Genomic DNA, 17,086 nt, shown 5'->3' on the forward strand with positions numbered 1-17,086 from the left:
GTCGTGAGTGGCGATTCGGGTTCTAACCCGAATCGCCACTCACGACGATGTCTTACTGGCAGGCTTCGCAGTCGGGGTCGTCGATCCGGCAGGCGGCGCCTTCGGTGGCGACGAAGTCGACGTCCGAGACCTTCGGCATCTCCTTCGGCTCCGGCTTGGCGGCCGGGGCGGGAGCGGTCACCGGCACGGCCGGGACCGCGGCGGAAGCCGACGGCGCGGGCGAAGCGGCGGGAGCCGGGGTGGCGGCGGGCTTCGGCGAAGCGGGTGCGGCGGGGGCCGGGGTGGCCGAGACCGCGTTCAGCTTGCCGTCGGTGCCGCGCAGGGTGCTCTTCTCCACGTGCGTCGCGGACCGGGCCCGCAGGTAGTACGTGGTCTTGAGGCCCTTGTGCCAGGCGTAGCGGTACAGCTCGTCGAGCTTGCGGCCGCTGGGCGCCGCGATGTACAGGTTCAGCGACTGCGCCTGGTCGATCCACTTCTGACGACGCGAACCGGCGTCCACCAGCCACTTGGACTCGATCTCGAACGCGGTCGCGTACAGCGCCTTCAGGTCGTCCGGCACGCGGTCGATCTGGCCGAGGCTGCCGTCGAAGTACTTCAGGTCCGACACCATGACCTCGTCCCACAGCCCGCGCTCCTTGAGCGAGCGGACCAGGTGCGGGTTCACCACGGTGAAGTCACCGGACATGTTCGACTTGACGAACAGGTTCTGGAACAGCGGCTCGATCGACTGCCCGACGCCGCAGATGTTGGAGATCGTCGCGGTCGGCGCGATCGCCATCACGTTGGAGTTGCGCATACCGACGGTCTTGACCCGCTCACGCAGCGGCGCCCAGTCCAAAGTGGACGAGGTGTCGACGTCGAGCGCGTCGCCCTGGCGGGCGTCGATCAAGAGCTGCATCGAGTCGATCGGCAGGATTCCCTTGCTCCATAAGGAACCCTCGAACGTCTGGTACTGTCCGCGCTCCTCCGCGAGGTCGGTCGAGGCCGAGATCGCGTAGTAGCTGATGTGCTCCATGCTGGTGTCCGCGAACTGCACGGCCTCGTCCGAGGACAGCGGGACGCCGATCTCGAACAGCGCGTCCTGGAAGCCCATCAGGCCCAGCCCGATCGGGCGGTGACGCAGGTTGGAGCGGCGCGCCTCCGGGATCGTGTAGAAGTTGATGTCGATCACGTTGTCGAGCATGCGAACGGCCGTGCGCACGGTCTTCTCGAGGCGCTTGGTGTCCAGGCCCTCGGGGGTGACGTGCTTGAGCAGGTTCACCGAGCCGAGGTTGCAGACCGCGACCTCGTCGGTGGTGGTGTTCAGGGTGATCTCGGTGCACAGGTTGGACGAGTGCACGACACCCACGTGCTGCTGCGGCGAACGCAGGTTGCACGGGTCCTTGAAGGTGATCCACGGGTGGCCGGTCTCGAACAGCATGGTCAGCATGCGGCGCCACAGGTCGACCGCGCGGACCTTGCGGAACACCTTGAGCTCACCGCGTTCGGCGGCGGCCTCGTACTCGCGGTAGCGCTCGGCGAACGCGTTGCCGTAGAGGTCGTGCAGGTCCGGGGTCTCGTTCGGCGAGAACAGCGTCCACTGCGCGTCGGCCTCGACGCGGCGCAGGAACTCGTCCGGCACCCAGTTCGCGGTGTTCATGTCGTGCGTACGACGACGGTCGTCACCGGTGTTCTTGCGCAGGTCGAGGAATTCCTCGATGTCCACGTGCCAGGTCTCGAGGTACGCGCACGCCGCGCCCTTGCGCTTGCCGCCCTGGTTCACCGCGACCGCGGTGTCGTTGGCGATCTTGAGGAACGGCACGACACCCTGCGACTGGCCGTTGGTGCCCTTGATGTGCGCGCCGAGGCCGCGGACCGGGGTCCAGTCGTTGCCGAGACCGCCCGAGTACTTCGCCAGCAGCGCGTTGTTCTTGTACGCCTGGAAGATCGAGTCCAGGTCGTCGTCGACCGTGGTCAGGAAGCAGGACGACAGCTGCGGGCGCGTGGTGCCCGAGTTGAACAGCGTCGGGGTGGACGCCATGAAGTGGAACGTCGAGAGCAGCTCGTAGAACTCGATGGCACGAGCCTCGCGGTCGTCCTCGCGGATCGCCAGACCCATCGCGACGCGCATGAAGAACGCCTGCGGCAGCTCGAAACGGACGCCGTCGTGGTGCTGGAAGTACCGGTCGTACAGGGTCTGCAGGCCGAGGAAGCCGAAGTCGAGGTCGCGCTCGGCGCGGATGGCCGCGGTGATCTTGTCGAGGTCGAAGGCCTGCAGCTCGGGGTTGACCAGCTCCAGCTCGACGGCGCGCTTGAGGTAGTCCCGGAAGTACTGCGGGTACCGGGTGGTCATCTCGTCCTGGCTGGCCTGCTGCGGCACGCCCGCGAGGTAGCTGAGCGCCTCGCCGCGGAGCTTGTCCGCGAGCAGCCGGGCGCTGACGTAGGAGTAGTTCGGCTCCTGCTCGACGAGCACGCGCGCGGCCATGATCTGCGCGAGGGCGAGCTCGTCGGCGCTGATGCCGTCGTAGAGGTTGCGCTTGGCCTCGGCCAGCACCGGCTCGGCCGAGACGTCGTCGAGACCGGCGACGGCCTCGCCGACGACGTGCGCGACGCGGGCCCAGTCGAGCGGGCGGAGCGAGCCGTCGGCCGCCTTGACGCTGATGGCGACGTCGGACGACGCGGGCTTCTCGGCCTCACGGGCCTTCGCGCGCTCCTCGCGGTACAGGACGTACGCGCGGGCGACCTTGTGGTGCTCGCCGCGCATGAGCGCGAGCTCGACGATGTCCTGGATCTGCTCGATGTGCAGCGCGGTCTCGGGGCCGGCGTGGCGGAGCAGGGTGGTCTCGATCTGCTCGGTCAGTTCCTTGACCAGGTGGTGGATCCGCGACGAGGCGGCCGCGTCACCGCCCTCGACGGCGAGGAAGGCCTTGGTCACGGCGACCGAGATCTTGTTCGCGTCGAAGGGGGACACGCTGCCGTCCCGCCGGATGACTCGCACGGTCGCGGGCGTGGTGTCCGAAGACGAGGGCGGCCGCTGACCGGTTTCCACTGACATGCGTCACTCCAAAAGGGCGCGTCGAAGCACCACAAGGCCTCACAAGGCCGTGCGCTGCAGGTTCACAAAGCTGCCCGACCACCGCTCCCGAGCGGTCTCCCCGTCGCTGGGCGGTGCCGGTTCCCAGAGACTACATGTAGGGGTCGGAGGCTGCACGTGCCCCAATGGGTGGCGTGTCGTCGGCTCACCCTGGCGGGTTAGACGATCACGCTGAGCGGCTGGTCAACCGCCGAAGAGGATCTTGAAATCGCGCAGGCAGGCGCTCAGCACGGGCCGCTGACCGGCCAGGAAGCCGAACGGCCCGGACTCGTTGATCCGCCAGTCCGCGGCCGCCGGACAAGGCCTCGCCTTCGCCCGGACGGGGCTCCTTTTGAGACGGCCGTCCAGCATTTGAACGACGTCGAAGGCCGCGGGCATCCGCACCGGGAGGCTTGGCCGAGGCGTGAAGGCCGCCGTCGCGATCCAGTCGTCCTGGGTGGCCGCCGAGGCGGTGAAGGTCCGCCCGTGGGCGAAGTCGAGGGCGGCGAGATCCTTGGGGATACCCCACAGCGCCCGCCCGCCGGCGAGCGAGACCTCGCTGTCGACCCAGATGTCGGTGATGGAGCCGGAGAGGCGCTCGCCGCGGACCGCGACCGTCGCCAGCAGCTCGTGGTACTGGAGTTGCCCGGGCTCCTGGTAGTCGATCCAGGCGGTGAACACCTGGGCGCGGCCGCCGACCACGATCGGCTCGACACCGCCGGGCAGTGCGGGCAGTCCGCTCACGGGGACACGCCAGATCGACAGGTACGCCTGACCCGCCAGGTTCCAGGGTTCCGGGGGATAGGCGGTCACTTGTCCAGCCACGGCAGGTAGGCGGGCTGGTCGGTGTCGACGCGCATGGAGAACTCCGGTGGTCGTTTCTGCAGGAAGGACACGACCCCTTCGACCGCGTCCGGGCTGGAGCCCAGACCGCCGATCAGCCGGGAGTCGAGTTCGTGCACGGGGAACGGCGATTCCGCGCTCGCCATCCGGTACAGCAGCTGGCGGGTCACGGCGACCGAGACCGGCGACGTGGTCGCGGCGATCTCGCGAGCCAGCTCGCGGGCCTTGCCGAGCACTTCTTCGGGCTCGTGGACACTGTGGACCAGTCCGGCCGTTTTCGCCTCCTCGGCGCCGAAGACGCGGCCGCTGATCATCCAGTCGAGTGCCGTGCCCATCCCGACGAGCCGGGGGAGGAACCACGCGGACGCGCCTTCGGGGTAGATCCCGCGGCGGACGAACACGAAGCCGAACCGGGAGTCCGTGGACGCGAGGCGGTAGTCGCACGACAGCGTGATCGTGACGCCGCCGCCGACGGCCGCTCCCCGCAGGGCCGCGATCACCGGCTTGTTCATCGTGAAGATCCGTTTCGAGCAGCGGCCCGCCGGCTCCTGCCACGCCGCGTCCGGCCCGGTCTCCGGATCGAAGTCGAAACCGCCCTGCGTGAGGTCGGCGCCCACCGAGAAGTCCTTGCCGTTGCCGGTCAGGATCACCACGCGGACGTCCTCGTCGCGGTCGGCGCGGTCCATCGCGTCGCCGAGTTCGTCGGCCATGCGGATGGTGTAGCCGTTGCGGGCCTCGGGCCGGTTGAGCGTGACCGTCGCGATGCGGTCTTCGACCTCGTAGGTGATTTCGGCGTACGCGCTCATGACGTGAAAGTAAGCCAGTGTTGACAAGGTGTCAACAAGGCTCATTCGACGTCGTCCAGATGGTCCGCGTAGTACTCGACCGCTCGCCGGTATCGCCGGACGCCGTCGTCCGCGCTGGTCGCCGCGAGCACCTTCAACAGGGTTCCCGCCGCCTCGCGCGCCTCCCCGACGTTGTAGAGCGCCATCGCGAGGAAGGTCCGCAGCGCGGCGTCGTCCGGGAACTCGCCGAGGCTGCGCCGCAAGGTCGCGAGCGACTCGTCGTACCGGCCGAGGACGCGATACGTGCTGCCGAGCCCGACGAACACGCCGTGCCTGTCCTCTGTGGACAGACCTTCGCCGGCGAGCGCCTGCTCGTAGAACGGGGCGGCTTCGGCTTCCAGTCCGGCTGAATCGTGCGCCCACGCGGTCTGGTAGGCGATCACGGCGTCCCGCGGATTCTTCCCGGCCAGCTCGATCAGCCGCAGGCGTGCCTCGTCGGTGCCTTGCTCCCGTAGCCGGATCGCCTCGTTCACGCGGCGGTGCCGTCGAACGGCGGGTAGGTCTCGGCGCCGACCCGTTCGGCCACGACGATGTACTCGGCCAGCGCGTCACGCGATCGCGTGAGCTTGGCCAGCTGCTCGTCCAGGCGGCCGAGCCGTTCGCGCATCGCGGCCAGCAGCTCGGGGCAGCCGATCAGCTCGGGCTCCTCGCCGATCGCGCAGGGGAGCAGATACGCGATGTCCTCGGACGACAGGCCGGCGGCGAGCAGATGACGGATCTGCCTCACCCGCAGCAACGCCGTCTCGTCGTACTCGCGATAGCCGTTCGTGCCGCGGCTCGCCTCCAAGAGGCCTTGCGCCTCGTAGTAGCGCAGCTGGTGGGCGTTGACGCCCGTCCGGTGACTCAGTTCACCGATCTTCATCGCTTTCCCCACTTGACCTTCATACCGGTATCAACGTTGACGATCGTGCCATGACAGACAAAACGAACACCCCGATTTCGGTCGTCGGCCTCGGCCTGATGGGCACCGCGCTCGCCCGCGCGTTCCTGAAGGCCGGACATCCCACGACCGTGTGGAACCGGACCGCCGCCAAGGCGGACTCTTTGGTCGCCGAAGGCGCGCGGCTCGCGCCTGCGATCGGTGACGCGCTCGGCGGCGTGACGATCGTGTGCCTCACCGACTATTCCGCCGTGCGCGCACTGCTCGGCGACGCCCGCCTCGACGGCACGACACTGGTCAATCTCACCTCGGGCGACTCCGCGCAGGCACGGGAAACCGCCGCCTGGGCCGAAAAACAGGGCGCCCGCTACCTGGATGGCGCGATCATGGCCATCCCGTCGTCGATCGGGACCGACGAGGCGGTGATCCTGCTGAGCGGACCGGCCCCGGACTTCGACCTCGGCACGCTCGGCACGGTCAGTCACCTCGGCGAGGATCCCGGCCTCGCGTCCCTGTACGACGTCGCCGGCCTGACGATGATGTGGAGCGTGCTGAACGCGTGGCTCCAGGGCACCGCGATGCTCAAGACGGCCGGTGTCGACGCCGCGACGTACGCGCCGTTCGCGCGGCAGATCGCCGCCGGGGTGGCGGACTGGCTGCCCGGCTACGCGGAGCAGATCGACCAGGGTTCCTTTCCCGCCGAGGTGTCGGCGCTGGAGACCGACGCGCGGGCGATGGCGCACATGGTCGAGGAGAGCGAGGCGCTGGGCGTGAACGCCGAACTGCCGAAGCTGATCAAGGCGATGGCGGATCGCGCGATCGCCGCCGGGCACGGGGGTGAGCAGTATCCGGTGCTGATCCGGGAATTCGAGCGGCCGGGGGAGTGAAGCGGATCAGGCCGCGCGTGTCTTGAGTGCTTCCGGGACGCGCGAGTAGTCCTTTCGGGCCCGTGGATGGAACGCCTGCGGACGGCAGGTGTGATCAGGCGGACGACACGTGTGACTGGATGGACGACACGCGTGACTGAGCGGACGGCATGGCTGTGACGCAGGCAACATACTGACCAACTGAACATTTTGGTCAGTATGTTCGGAAGTATGACCGGGAGCGAAGCGGGACGGGTACTCGTAGTCGGGATGGGTGTCAGCGGGATCGCGACGGCGGCGCGGTTGCGCAAGGCCGGATGGCGGCCGGTGCTGATCGAGAAAGCGCCGGAAAGGCGCTCCGGCGGATACTTCGTCGCGCTGTTCGGGGCGGGCCAGGCCGCCGCGACCAGGCTGGGCATGGCCGGCGCCATTCACGACCGGGCCTCGCTGGCGCAGGGCCTCGACCTCGCCCGTGACGGCTCGAGCCGTCCGGGGATGTCGTACGCCGACCTGCCCGGCAAACCCTGGATGATGCTGCGGAGTGACGTCGAGAAGGCCGCCTTCGCCGTTCTCCCCGACGATGTGGAGATCCGGTACTCGACCGTCCCCGCCGCCATCGAGCAGGATGCCGACGGTGTCGACGTCACCTTGCTCGACACCGCTTCGGACACCGCGACGACCGAACGCTTCGACCTCGTCGTCGGTGCGGACGGGCTGCGGTCCACGGTGCGGTCGCTGGTGTTCGGCCCGCACGAGAGGTATCTGCGGCGGATGGGCTATATGGTCGCGGCCTTCCAGTACACCGGAACGCCCGCCGGTCTCGCCTCCGGACAGGGGGCGACGCTGCTCGAACCGGACCGCTCGATGTGGGTCTTCGCGTTCTCCGACCACGATCCGACGGTCATGCTGACCTACCGCACCGACGACGTCGACGCCGAGTTCACCCGGCCACCCGCGGAACGCGTGCGCGCGGCGTTCGGCCCGCGGCCACTGGGAAAGGTGCTCGGTGACGTCGTCGGCGCGCTGGAGTCCGCCGACGACGTGCTGTTCGACTCCGTGGAGCAGGTGCGCCTGGACCGTTGGCACAAGGGACATGTCGTCCTGATCGGTGATGCCGCCTGGTGCGTCACGCTCTACGCCGGCATGGGTGTCTCGTCCGGGCTCACCGGAGCCGATCTGCTCGGCGGCATGCTGGAGCGGCACCCCGGCGACCTCGGCACCGCCCTCTCCGAATGGGAACGGGCACTGCGGCCTTACGTCGACCACTACCAGGACGGCGCGTTCGCCGACCGGAAGATCTTCGTCGTGGACAACCGGATGCAGCTCCTGCTGCGGCGCGCGGTGCCGGTGCTGAGCCGTTTCAAACTCGGCAAACGGCTGACCGACCGGATCATGCGGCTCGACGAGATCGCGTTGTACAAGAATGCGGATATCGTCGGCGCGATACCGGAGAGGACCACTGTTGGCGGAACTGCCTGAACACGGCTCGCCCAAGGCGGCACGCATCCTGGCGGCGGCGGGCGAACTGCTCCTGAGCCGGGGCAGCAAGGGCGTCACCATCGCGGAGGTCGCCACCAAGGCCCACGTCGGCAAGGGCACCGTCTACCTTTACTGGAAGACCAAGGAAGACCTGCTGCTCGGGCTGATCAGCCGCGATTTCGTCGCGCTCGCCGACGAGGTCGTCGCGGCGGTCACCGCGGACCCCGAGCTGGCCCGGCCGTCGCGCCTCGGCCCGAACATGCTGGAGGTCGCGGCCCGGCATCCGTACGTCAACGCGCTGCAGACCGGCGACGACGTCCTGCTCGGGGTCCTCGCCGACGACCCCCGGTCGGCGACCCTGCTCGAAACGCTGGGCGCGGGCGCGTTCCTGCATCACATCCTGCCCATCTGGCGGCGGCACGACCTCGCCAGGACCGATTGGGAGATAGCCGATCAGGCCTTCGCGTTGCAGGCCCTCCTCGCGGGTTTCCTGACGGCGGCCCCTTCGATCGGGAGCAGGCTGCCGGTCGGCGATCCCGCCCGGGTGTTCGCCGCGTCGATCACCGCGCTTCTCGGCCCCGAGCGGGCCACGCCGGAGCAGGTGAAGCTGGCGGCGGAAGAGGGGATCCGCGCGCTGGAGGGCGGACGTGCCGTCGCTCTGGGCATCATCTCCGGCTGACCGCCGGGTAGCTTCTGCCGTTAAAACAATCAGGCGTGCTTGATTTTTCCGGCGCGGGGTGCCAGCCTGGGGAAGACGCGAGGAGGCGGGCATGGCTGACCTGGGCGTGATCCTTGGGGATCTCGCGGCGGAATCGCAGGCCATCGACGACGTGGTGGCGGCTCTGCCCGCGTCGGACTGGGCGCGGCAGACCCCGGCCGAAGGCTGGACGATCGCCCATCAGATAGCCCATCTGGCCTGGACGGACAAGAAGGCGCTGATCGCGGCGCGCGGATCCGAGGCCGAGTGGCAGGCCGAGATCGAAGGGCTCCTCGCGACGGGCGAGTCCTACGTCGACGACGGCGCCGCGGAGGGCGCGAAGACGCCGCCCCGTGAGCTGCTGGAGGAGTGGCGCGCCGGTCGCGCGGAGCTCGCCGAAGCGCTCGCAGCGGTGCCCGACGGGCAGAAGATCCCTTGGTACGGCCCGCCGATGAGCGCCGCGTCCATGGTGACGGCACGCCTCATGGAAACCTGGGCCCACGGCCAGGACATCTTCGACACGCTCGGCGTCGCGCGGGAGAACACCGCCCGGATCTGGCACATCGCCCGGTTCGGCACCCGCACGCGCGACTTCGCCTACAAGCTCAACTCGCTCGCCCCGCCCACCGAGGAGTTCCGCGTCGAGCTGACCGCGCCCGACGGCACCACCTGGGCTTTCGGTCCCGAGGACGCCGGACAGCGGCTCACCGGGAGCGCGGTCGACTTCTGTCTCGTGATCACCCAGCGCCGTCACCCCGCCGACACCGACCTGGTCGCCACGGGCAAGGACGTCGAGGAATGGCTCGGGATCGCGCAGGCCTTCGCCGGGCCTCCCGGTGCCGGGCGGAAGCCGGGGCAGTTCGCATGACCCCGATCCGCATCGGCAACGCTTCCGGGTTCTACGGCGACCGGTTCTCCGCGGTCCACGAGATGCTCACCGGCGGCCCGCTCGACGTGCTGACCGGCGACTACCTGGCCGAGCTGACCATGCTCATCCTCGGCCGCGACCGGATGAAGGACCCGAACCGCGGGTACGCCAAGACGTTCTTGCGGCAGATGGAACAGAATCTCGGGCTGGCGAAGGAAAAAGGCGTCAAGATCGTCGCGAACGCCGGTGGGCTCAACCCCGCCGGCCTCGCGGACGCGCTCCGTGAACTCGCCGCGAAGCTCGGCGTCGACGTCGCGATCGCGCATGTCGAAGGCGACGACCTCATCCAGCGCGCCGAGGAGCTCGGCTTCGGCAAGACCTTGACCGCCAACGCCTATCTCGGCGCGTGGGGGATCGCGGAATGCCTGAACGCGGGCGCCGACATCGTGGTGACCGGCCGCGTCACCGACGCGTCGGTGATCGTCGGTCCGGCAGCCGCGCACTTCGGCTGGGCGCGCGACGACTACGACGCGCTGGCGGGCGCGGTCGCGGCCGGGCATGTGATCGAATGCGGGACGCAGGCCACCGGCGGCAACTACGCCTTCTTCACCGAGCACGGGATCGGCGTCCCGGGGTTCCCGATCGCCGAAATCTCCGCCGACGGCTCCAGCGTGATCACCAAACACCCCGGCACCGGCGGTGTCGTGAACGCCGGAACCGTGACGGCGCAACTGCTGTACGAGATCACCGGCGCCCGTTACGCCGGGCCGGACGTCACGACGCGGTTCGACACGCTGACCCTCACCGAGGACGGCCCGGACCGCGTCCGGATCAGCGGCGTCACCGGTGAGCCGCCGCCTCCGACGCTCAAGGTCTGCCTGAACGGGCTCGGCGGTTTCCGCAACGAGACGACGTTCGTCCTCACCGGACTGGATATCGAGGCGAAAGCCGCACTGGTCAAGGAACAGCTCGAAGGCGCGCTCAAGGCCCGGCCGCCCGCCGACGTGCGGTGGACCCTGGCCCGCACCGACCGGCCCGACGCCGAAACCGAGCAGCAGGCGAGCGCACTGCTGCACGTCGCGGTGAAGGACGCCGATCCGGAGGTCGCCGGACGCGCGTTCAGCGGTGCGGCGATCGAACTCGCGCTGGCGAGCTATCCCGGGTTCCATGTCACCGCGCCGCCCGCGGCCGCCTCGCCCTACGGCGTCTACCGAGCCGCTTTCGTCGACGCGCAAGAGGTCCCGCACGTCGCCGTCCTGCCGGACGGGACGCGCCGCGACATCGCGCCCGCCGCCGAAACCCTGCCTCTGTCCGAAGTGGACGAATCGGCCCTGCCCGCGCCGTTCACGCAGGCCGAAGTCCGCAGGGTGCCGCTCGGCAAAGTGGTCGGCGCGCGCAGCGGCGACAAGGGCGGCAACGCGAACGTCGGCGTCTGGGCGCGGTCCGACGAGGCGTGGCGCTGGCTGGCGCACCGGCTCACCGTCACCGAGTTCAAACTGCTGCTCCCGGAGACCGCGGACCTCGAGGTCCGGCGGCATCTGCTGCCGAATCTGCGGGCGGTCAACTTCGTCGTCGAAGGCATCCTCGGCGAGGGCGTCGCGTCGCAGGCGCGGTTCGACCCGCAGGCGAAGGCGCTCGGGGAATGGCTGCGCTCCCGCGAGATCGACATCCCGGAGGCCCTCCTGTGACCGACCCCTTCGCCACGCCGGAACGCGCCGAACTGCGCAAGACCGTCCGGCGGTTCGCCGAAACCGAGATCCTGCCGCACCTCGACGACTGGGAGCGCGACGGCGAGCTGCCCCGCGATCTGCACCGCAAGGCCGGGGAACTCGGGCTGCTCGGCGTCGGCTTCCCCGAGGCGGTCGGCGGTGGGGGCGGCGACTACCTCGACGCCGTCGTCATCGCCGAGGAACTGCACTACGCGGGCGGGTCGGGTGGCCTCTTCGCCTCGCTGTTCACCTGCGGTATCGCCGTCCCGCATATCGCGGCGGCCGGGGATCCGGTACAGATCGAACGCTGGGTCCGGCCGACGCTGGAAGGCACCAAGATCGGCTCGCTCGCGGTCACCGAACCCGACGGCGGCTCCGACGTCGCCGGGATCCGCACGACGGCGGTGCGCGAGGGCGACGAGTACGTCATCAACGGCGCCAAGACCTTCATCACCTCGGGCTGCCGCGCCGACTTCGTGACCACCGTGGTCCGCACCGGTGAAGCCGGCGCCCACGGGATCTCGCTCATCGTGGTCGAACGCGGCACTCCTGGCTTCACCGTCTCCCGCAAGCTGGAGAAGATGGGCTGGCTCTGCTCGGACACCGCCGAGCTGTCCTATGTGGACGTCCGGGTGCCCGCCGAAAACCTGATCGGCGCCGAGAACAGCGGCTTCGCGCAGGTCGCCACGCAGTTCGTCACCGAGCGGGTCTCGCTGGCCGTGCAGGGTTACGCGCACGCGCAGCGGGCACTCGACCTGACCTTGGACTGGTGCCGCCTGCGCGAGACCTTCGGCCGTCCGCTGATCTCCCGTCAGCTGGTGCAGCACAAGCTCACCGAGATGGCCCGCAAGATCGACGTCGCCCGCACCTACACCCGGCAGGTCGCCCAGCGGCACGTCGCGGGCGAAGAGGTCATCGCCGAAGCCTGTTTCGCGAAGAACACCGCCGTCGAGACCGCCGAATGGGTGGTCAACGAGGCCGTGCAACTGCACGGCGGACTCGGCTACATGCGGGAGTCCGAAGTGGAGCGTCACTACCGTGACGTGCGCATCCTCGGTATCGGCGGCGGGACCAACGAGATCCTCACCGGCTTGGCCGCGAAGCGATTGGGATACACCGCATGAGCACGATACGGTCCACTGTGGACACGCGGAGCGAGGAGTTCGCGGAGAACCGCGAATCCATGCTCGGCAAACTCGCCGAGATCGACGGCGAGCACGCCAAGGCGATCGCGGGCGGCGGCGAGAAGTACGTCGCCCGGCACCGCAAACGCGGCAAACTGCTTGCCCGCGAACGGATCGAACTCCTCCTCGACGAGGACTCGCCGTTCCTGGAACTGTCGCCGCTGGCTGCTTGGGGTTCGGATTACCAGGTCGGCGCCAGCGTGATCACCGGTATCGGCGTGGTCGAAGGCGTCGAGTGCATGATCTCGGCGAGCGACCCGACGGTCAAAGGCGGGGCGAGCAACCCGTGGACGGCCAAGAAGAGCTACCGCGCCGCGGACATCGCCGCGCAGAACCGCCTGCCGGTGATCAACCTCGTCGAGTCGGGCGGGGCGGATCTGCCGACGCAGAAGGAGATCTTCATCCCCGGCGGCCGGATCTTCCGTGACCTCACGCGGTCTTCGGCGGCGAAGGTGCCCACGATCGCGCTGGTGTTCGGCAACTCGACCGCGGGTGGCGCGTACCTGCCCGGCATGTCGGACTACGTCGTGATGGTCAAGGAACGGGCGAAGGTGTTCCTCGGCGGCCCGCCGCTGGTCAAGATGGCGACCGGTGAGGAATCCGACGACGAATCGCTCGGCGGCGCCGAAATGCACGCCCGCACGTCGGGCCTCGCCGACTACCTCGCGGCGGACGAAGAGGACGCGATCCGGCTCGGCCGCAGCATCGTCAAACGGCTCAACTGGACCAAACAGGGCCCGACGCCGAAACCGGACTACGCCGAGCCGCTGTACTCCGCCGAAGACCTGCTCGGCATCGTGCCCACCGACCTCAAGGTGCCGTTCGATCCGCGCGAGGTGATCGCCAGGGTCGCCGACGGCTCGGACTTCGACGAGTTCAAACCCTTGTACGGCAGCAGCCTCGCCACCGGCTGGGCGAGCATCCACGGCTACCCGGTCGGCATCCTCGCCAACGCCCAAGGTGTGCTGTTCGGCGAGGAGTCGCAGAAGGCCGCGCAGTTCATCCAGCTGGCCAACCAGATCGACACACCGCTGGTCTTCCTGCACAACACCACCGGCTACATGGTCGGCAAGGAGTACGAGCAGAGCGGCATCATCAAACACGGCGCGATGATGATCAACGCCGTGTCGAACTCGAAGGTGCCGCATCTCTCGGTGCTCATGGGCGCCTCGTACGGCGCCGGGCATTACGGCATGTGCGGCCGGGCCTACGATCCCCGATTCCTGTTCGCCTGGCCCAGTGCGAAGTCCGCGGTCATGGGTCCGCAGCAGCTGGCGGGCGTGCTGTCCATTGTGGCCCGTGCCGCCGCCGCGTCGCGTGGGCAGGAGTACAACGAGGAGCACGACGCCGCCATGCGCGCCATGGTGGAGGGCCAGATCGAGGCCGAGTCGATGCCGATGTTCCTCTCCGGGATGCTTTACGACGACGGGATCATCGATCCCCGCGACACCCGCACGGTGCTCGGGCTCAGCCTGTCCGTGATCCACAACGGACCAGTGAAGGGCGCCGAGGGCTTCGGCGTCTTCAGGATGTGAGCGGCATGATCGAGAAACTTCTGGTCGCCAACCGCGGTGAGATCGCCCGTCGCGTGTTCCGCACCTGCCGCGACGCCGGGATCGGCACGGTCGCGGTGTTCTCCGACGCGGACGCCGACGCGCCGCACACCGCCGAGGCGGATCTCGCCGTCCGCCTGCCGGGCAACGCGCCCGCCGACACGTACCTGCGGGCCGAACTGCTGATCAAGGCGGCCGTCGAGACCGGCGCCGACGCGATCCACCCCGGCTACGGGTTCCTGTCCGAGAACGCCGCGTTCGCCCGCGCCGTGACCGACGCCGGGCTCACCTGGGTCGGCCCGCCGCCGGAAGCCATCGAGAGCATGGGCTCCAAGGTCGAGTCCAAGCGGATGATGGCCGAGGCCGGTGTCCCGATCCTGTCCGAATTGGACCCGGCCGAGGTCACCGAAGCCGACCTTCCGTTGCTGGTCAAGGCGTCCGCCGGTGGTGGCGGACGCGGTATGCGGGTCGTGCGTACGCTCGGCGAACTCGCTGAGGCCGTCGAAGGCGCGAGCGCGGAGGCCGCGTCGGCGTTCGGCGACCCGACCGTGTTTTGCGAGCGGTATCTGGAGACCGGCCGGCACATCGAGGTGCAGGTGCTCGCCGACACCCACGGCACGGTGTGGGCGGTGGGGGAGCGCGAATGCTCGATCCAGCGCCGCCACCAGAAGGTCGTCGAAGAAGCGCCGTCGCCGTTCGTCGACGAGACGATGCGGGAGGCGCTGTTCGACGCCGCCCGCAAGGCCGCGCAGGCGATCGACTACGTCGGCGCCGGGACGGTCGAGTTCCTCGCCGGACCGGACGGGCGGTTCTACTTCCTGGAGATGAACACGCGGCTCCAGGTCGAGCATCCGGTCACCGAGGCCACGACGGGGCTCGACCTCGTCTCGCTGCAACTGCGGATCGCGGAGGGCGAGCACCTTCCGATCGAAGAGCCGGCGACGACCGGCCACGCGATCGAGGTCCGGCTCTACGCCGAGGACCCCGCCGCGGGCTGGCAGCCGCAGAGCGGCACCTTGCACCGTTTCGAGCTTCCCGCGGCACAGCGGGAATTCGAGGTCGGCCCGGGTGTCCGGCTCGACTCCGGTTTCGTCGGCGGGCAGACCGTCGGCGTGCATTACGACCCGATGCTCGCCAAGGTCATCGCGTACGCCCCGGATCGCCGGAGCGCGGCGCGGGCACTGGCCGCAGCCTTGGCCGGCGCGGAGATCCACGGTGTGGTGACCAACCGCGACCTGCTGGTGAACGTGTTGCGCCACGATGCTTTCCTCGCCGGGGAGACCGACACCGCGTTCTTCGACCGGCACGGGCTCGAAACCCTGGCGGCTCCACTGGCCACTGTGGACACTGTACGGATTTCCGCGCTCGCCGCGGCGTTGTCCGGTGCGGCCGCGAATCGCTCGGAGGCCCGGGTGCAGAGCAGGCTGCCGAGCGGCTGGCGCAACGTCCGTTCCCAAGGACAGCGCAAACGTTTTCGTCACGGCGACGACGAGATCGAGGTCGGCTACAGCCTCGGCCGGGACGGTCTGCGCGCCGACGGATTCGAGGGCGTCGAACTGGTTTCCGCCGAGAACGGCGGCGTGGTCCTGGAGGTCTCCGGGGTGCGGCGGAAGTTCGCCGTCGCGCGGTACGGCGACACGGTGTACGTCGATTCGCCGGACGGCTCCGTCGAGCTGGGTGTGGTGCCGCGGTACACCGATCCCGACGCGGCGCTCGCCGCCGGTTCGCTCGTGGCGCCGATGCCGGGCACGGTCGTCCGGCTCGCGGTCGAGGCGGGCGACACCGTCAAGACCGGCGATCCGTTGCTGTGGCTCGAAGCGATGAAGATGGAACACCGGATCGCGGCGCCCGCCGACGGCGTCGTGACGGAACTCCCGGTGGTGGTCGGACAACAGGTCGAAGTGGGCACGATCCTCGCGGTGGTAGGAGACGACGAATGAACGCGATGAACTTCACCGAGCCCGAGGAGCGCGTCGCGCTGCGGGCCGCGGTCGCCGAACTCGGCAAGAAGTACGGCTACGAGTACTACGCCAAGCAGGCGCGTGCCGGGCTCAAGACCGAGGAACTGTGGGCCGAGGCCGGACGGCTGGGCTACCTCGGCGTGAACCTGCCCGAGGAGTACGGCGGCGGGGGAGCGGGGATCGCGGATCTCGCCGCGGTGCTCGAAGAACTCGCCGCGGCGGGCTCCCCGCTGCTGCTCATGGTCGTCTCGCCGGCGATCTGCGGCACGGTCATCTCGCGCTTCGGCACCGACGAGCAGAAGAAGCGCTGGCTGCCGGGCATCGCCGACGGCAGCAGGCGGATGGTCTTCGCGATCACCGAACCGGACGCCGGGTCGAACTCGCACAAGATCACCACCACCGCGAAACGGGACGCCGACGGTTGGGTCCTCAGTGGACGGAAGGTCTACATCTCCGGCGTCGACGAGGCGGACGCCGTCCTGGTCGTCGGCCGCACCGAGGACGCCAAGACCGGCAAGCTCAAGCCCGCGCTGTTCACCGTCCCGACCGACACGCCCGGCTTCGAGTACAAGCAGATCGACATGGACATCGTCTCGCCGGAGAAGCAGTTCGGGCTGTTCCTCGACGACGTCCACCTGCCGGCCGACGCGCTGGTCGGCGAAGAGGACGCGGCGATCGCGCAGCTCTTCGCCGGGCTCAACCCCGAACGCATCATGGGCGCGTCGTTCTCGCTCGGCATCGCGCGCTACGCGCTGGGCAAGGCCGTCGGCTACGCCAACGAACGCAAGGTGTGGGGTGCGCCGATCGGTACCCACCAGGGGCTCGCGCATCCGCTGGCCGAGATCAAGATCGAGCTGGAACTGGCCAAGCTCATGACGCAGAAGGCGGCTTCGCTCTACGACTCCGGCGACGACTTCGGCGCGGGCGAGTCCGCGAACATGGCGAAGTACGCCGCCGCCGAGGTCGCCATCCGGGCCGTCGACCAGGCCGTGCAGACCCACGGTGGGAACGGCCTGGCCAGCGAATACGGGCTGGGTACGCTGGTCACGGCCGTCCGCCTCGGCCGGATCGCGCCGGTGAGCCGTGAGATGGTGCTCAACTTCGTCGGCCAGCACAGCCTCGGCCTGCCCCGGTCGTACTGAGAGGTCG

14 protein-coding genes are annotated in these 17,086 nt (G+C 69.2%); 9 read left to right on the forward strand and 5 right to left on the reverse strand.

Features of this window, described 5'->3' with window-relative positions:
* Positions 1 to 52: 52 nt before the first annotated feature.
* The 5 genes from AORI_RS55245 to AORI_RS55265 all read right to left on the reverse strand — a co-directional run bounded on the left by AORI_RS55245 (position 53) and on the right by AORI_RS55265 (position 5,602).
* Entirely contained in the window at positions 53 to 3,034 is a 2,982-nt protein-coding gene (locus AORI_RS55245) for a ribonucleoside-diphosphate reductase subunit alpha (RefSeq protein WP_016333205.1), read from the reverse strand.
* A 222-nt stretch (positions 3,035 to 3,256) separates the two neighbouring features.
* Entirely contained in the window at positions 3,257 to 3,865 is a 609-nt protein-coding gene (locus AORI_RS55250) for an acetoacetate decarboxylase family protein (RefSeq protein ID WP_016333206.1), read from the reverse strand.
* Positions 3,862 to 4,701 carry an enoyl-CoA hydratase-related protein gene (locus tag AORI_RS55255; RefSeq protein ID WP_016333207.1) on the reverse strand — a complete coding sequence of 280 codons (840 nt, stop codon included), beginning with the start codon at positions 4,699 to 4,701 and terminating at the stop codon, positions 3,862 to 3,864. The genes AORI_RS55250 and AORI_RS55255 overlap by 4 nt, the downstream gene beginning before the upstream one ends.
* Positions 4,702 to 4,742: 41 nt before the next feature.
* Positions 4,743 to 5,213, reverse strand: a complete 471-nt coding sequence (locus AORI_RS55260; RefSeq protein WP_016333208.1) for a tetratricopeptide repeat protein — start codon at positions 5,211 to 5,213, stop codon at positions 4,743 to 4,745.
* A complete protein-coding gene (locus AORI_RS55265; protein WP_016333209.1) occupies positions 5,210 to 5,602 on the reverse strand; it encodes a MerR family transcriptional regulator in 393 nt (130 codons plus the stop codon). The genes AORI_RS55260 and AORI_RS55265 overlap by 4 nt, the downstream gene beginning before the upstream one ends.
* 50 nt (positions 5,603 to 5,652) lie before the next feature.
* Between AORI_RS55265 and AORI_RS55270 the strand changes: the two genes are divergently transcribed.
* The 9 genes from AORI_RS55270 to AORI_RS55310 all read left to right on the forward strand — a co-directional run bounded on the left by AORI_RS55270 (position 5,653) and on the right by AORI_RS55310 (position 17,079).
* Entirely contained in the window at positions 5,653 to 6,507 is an 855-nt protein-coding gene (locus AORI_RS55270) for an NAD(P)-dependent oxidoreductase (protein WP_016333210.1), read from the forward strand.
* A 210-nt stretch (positions 6,508 to 6,717) separates the two neighbouring features.
* Entirely contained in the window at positions 6,718 to 7,965 is a 1,248-nt protein-coding gene (locus tag AORI_RS55275; protein ID WP_046199776.1) for an FAD-dependent monooxygenase, read from the forward strand.
* Entirely contained in the window at positions 7,949 to 8,644 is a 696-nt protein-coding gene (locus AORI_RS55280; RefSeq protein WP_016333212.1) for a TetR/AcrR family transcriptional regulator, read from the forward strand. The genes AORI_RS55275 and AORI_RS55280 overlap by 17 nt, the downstream gene beginning before the upstream one ends.
* A 91-nt stretch (positions 8,645 to 8,735) precedes the next feature.
* Entirely contained in the window at positions 8,736 to 9,530 is a 795-nt protein-coding gene (locus AORI_RS55285; protein ID WP_016333213.1) for a TIGR03084 family metal-binding protein, read from the forward strand.
* Entirely contained in the window at positions 9,527 to 11,218 is a 1,692-nt protein-coding gene (locus AORI_RS55290; RefSeq protein WP_016333214.1) for an acyclic terpene utilization AtuA family protein, read from the forward strand. Before AORI_RS55285 ends, AORI_RS55290 begins: the two co-directional genes overlap by 4 nt.
* Positions 11,215 to 12,363 carry an acyl-CoA dehydrogenase family protein gene (locus AORI_RS55295; protein WP_016333215.1) on the forward strand — a complete coding sequence of 383 codons (1,149 nt, stop codon included), beginning with the start codon at positions 11,215 to 11,217 and terminating at the stop codon, positions 12,361 to 12,363. Before AORI_RS55290 ends, AORI_RS55295 begins: the two co-directional genes overlap by 4 nt.
* Positions 12,360 to 13,958, forward strand: a complete 1,599-nt coding sequence (locus AORI_RS55300; protein WP_046199778.1) for an acyl-CoA carboxylase subunit beta — start codon at positions 12,360 to 12,362, stop codon at positions 13,956 to 13,958. Before AORI_RS55295 ends, AORI_RS55300 begins: the two co-directional genes overlap by 4 nt.
* 5 nt (positions 13,959 to 13,963) lie before the next feature.
* On the forward strand, positions 13,964 to 15,916 hold the full coding sequence (locus tag AORI_RS55305) for an ATP-binding protein (protein WP_016333217.1): 1,953 nt from the start codon (positions 13,964 to 13,966) through the stop codon (positions 15,914 to 15,916).
* Positions 15,913 to 17,079, forward strand: a complete 1,167-nt coding sequence (locus AORI_RS55310; RefSeq protein ID WP_016333218.1) for an acyl-CoA dehydrogenase family protein — start codon at positions 15,913 to 15,915, stop codon at positions 17,077 to 17,079. The genes AORI_RS55305 and AORI_RS55310 overlap by 4 nt, the downstream gene beginning before the upstream one ends.
* Positions 17,080 to 17,086: the final 7 nt, after the last annotated feature.

It is taken from the genome of Amycolatopsis keratiniphila, from assembly GCF_000400635.2.
Lineage (GTDB): Bacteria > Actinomycetota > Actinomycetes > Mycobacteriales > Pseudonocardiaceae > Amycolatopsis > Amycolatopsis keratiniphila.